Genomic DNA, 2,625 nt, shown 5'->3' with positions numbered 1-2,625 from the left:
GTCTTAGGTCTGATCGGCTTGGGCGCTCTTGCGGGTCTGGGCGTGATCGTGTACCTGAGCCAGGACTTGCCCTCGTTCGAGCAGATCGAGAACACCGAGAACCTGCTCGCGACCCAGGTCAGGACGGCCGATAACCAAGAGCTCGCCCGGTACTACGCCGCCGAGAACCGGACGTGGGTCGCCCTCGACGAGATGAGTCCGCTGGTCCCGCAGGCCCTGATCGCGACGGAGGACCGGAGGTTCTACGACCACTGGGGCGTGGACGGCTACGCCATCGGCGCCATCATCAAGGACGTCGTGACGGGGCGCGGCGCCCGTGGCGCGTCCACGATCACGATGCAGCTCTCGCGCAACCTGTACCGCGAGGCCACCGGCTTCCGCATCGGCGAGCGGTCCATCGTCCGAAAGGCCAAGGAGATCCTGATCGCCGTCCGCCTGGAACGGACCTACACCAAGCCCGAGATCCTGGAGGCCTACCTCAACACGGTCCCGTTCCTCTACAACGCGTACGGCATCGAGGCCGCGGCCCAGACGTTCTTCTCCAAGCCCGCCCTCGACCTCGACGCGAGCGAGTCGGCCACGCTCGTCGGCATGCTGGCGGCCAACTCCCGGTACAACCCGTGCCTCGCGCCCGGCGGGACCTCGAGCGAGTGCCTCGACGCCGACGGCGAGGCCGTCACGGTGAGCCAGAACGAGGCGTCGATCACGCGTCGCAACGTGGTCCTGACCAACATGCGCGACCAGGCCGTCCTCGACGAGGCGGCGTACCGCGCCGCGTACGAGATGCCGATCAACCTCGCGTTCGACGTCTACAGCCACGAGGACAACATCGCGCCGCACTTCGCCGAGGTGCTCCGCATGTGGTTCACGGACTGGGCCGAGGCCAACGACTACGACCCCTACGAGGACGGCCTGGTGATCCACACGACGATCGACAGCCGGATGCAGGCGCTCGCCGCGGAGGCCGTGCAAGAGGAGATGGACCGGCTCCAGGGGATCGTAGGTCGCGGATGGGGGTCGGCGGCGAACCCCTTTGGGCGCTGGTGGGGCCGCAATACGGCCGTCGTCAACGAGTACATCGGCCTCACCGACCGGTACCGGGCGCTCGCCGCCAGCGGCGTCGGGGCCGAGGAGGCCGTCGCCCAACTCCGCGGGAACGACGTGTTCATGGACTCGCTCAAGGCTGAGCGGACGCGCCTCGAGGCCGGGCTGATCGCGATGGACCCGCGCAGCGGCCAGGTCAAGGCTTGGGTCGGCGGCCGCAACTTCGTCGTCAACAAGTACGACCACGTCGGTCAAGCGCGGCGCCAGCCCGGCTCGACGTTCAAGATCTTCGCCTACACGACGGCCTTCAACAACGGCTACTCCCCGCAGTCCGGCGCCTTCGACAGCCCGTTCCGTTGGGGGGACTGGGCGCCTCGCAACTCGGGCGGCGGCTACGCCGGCTACACGTCGCTCGCCGACGCGCTCCGGGCCTCGAGGAACGTCGTCGCGGCCCGGATCACGAAGCACTTCGGGACGAGCGAGATCGCGCGGACGGCCTACCAGATGGGGATCCGCACGCCGCTCGAGCTCCCCGAGTTCGACGACACGGAGTGCCCGCCGTTCGAGGCCCGCAAGAACGACTGCTACGCCCGGGCGATCTCGCTCGGCACGCAGGACGTCTCACTCCTGGAGATGGTCAACGCCTACGCGACCGTCGCCAACTACGGCGTCTACCACGGGCCGACCATCGAGGAGGACCGGCCGCCGAACTCGGACGTCCCCCCGCACATCGTGCTGGCCATCGACCGCATCGAGGACCGGTACGGCAACGTGATCGCGGACTTCACGCCGGTCGGCCGCGAGGTGCTAAACCCGTCGACGGCCTACACGACGTTCAACACCATGCGCGCCGTCGTCCGGTCCGGCACGGGCCGGGGACTCGGCGGTTTCCGCGGGGTCGGCCCCCTCGACGTCGCGGGCAAGACCGGGACGACGCAGGAGAACGCTGATGGCTGGTTTATCGGCATGACGCCGGAGCTGGTCGTGGGGAGTTGGACCGGCTTCCCCGACCGCCGACTCACGTACCCCTCGACCTCGATCGGGCAGGGCGGCCGGACCGGGCTCCGCAACGTCGGTGCGTTCCTGTCGAAGCTTCAGATGGAGGGCGACTCGCTCATCCGCCTGGACCCGAACCTCGACTTGGAGCGGCCGGACAACTACCAGCCGCCGACGCGCCGGAGCCGGATCGGCGACCGGGGCTACTGGCCGGGCGACAGCCGGAACCGCGCTCGGTCGCGAGGCGGCTCCTCGAGTGGCAACAGCCGCAACAGTTCAGCGGACCGTCCGGCGCGTGACATGATCGACCGGTTCCGCCAGCGCGAGCGGGCCGCTCCGGCGCCTCAGCAGCAGCCACGCCCCCAGACCAACGGCGGCGGCTCCGGCGGACGGATCGGCTGGTAGACGACGTCAAGAGGGACGGGGCAAGGGGCAAGAGGTGTCTTTCGCCCCTCGCCCCTTGCCACATCCCCCTCTCCCTTGAAGATTCTCCACTGCGCCGACATCCACCTCGGCTACGAGACGCACGGGCGGCTCGACCCCGCGACCGGGCTCAACACGCGGCTCCTGGACTTCCGGCGGTCG

The 2,625-nt window shown here is 69.2% G+C and carries 1 protein-coding gene; it reads left to right on the top strand.

From position 1 onward, the window contains the following. Positions 1–2,445 (top strand): transglycosylase domain-containing protein (locus WBA11_RS17270; protein WP_424521885.1); only part of this gene is annotated, 2,445 nt, incomplete at its 5' end. Positions 2,446–2,625: the final 180 nt, after the last annotated feature.

This window comes from Rubrivirga sp. (genome assembly GCF_049648075.1).
Classification (GTDB): domain Bacteria; phylum Bacteroidota; class Rhodothermia; order Rhodothermales; family Rubricoccaceae; genus Rubrivirga.
Note: the sequence above shows the minus strand (reverse complement) of the source record. Positions and strands in the feature narration are given on the sequence as shown.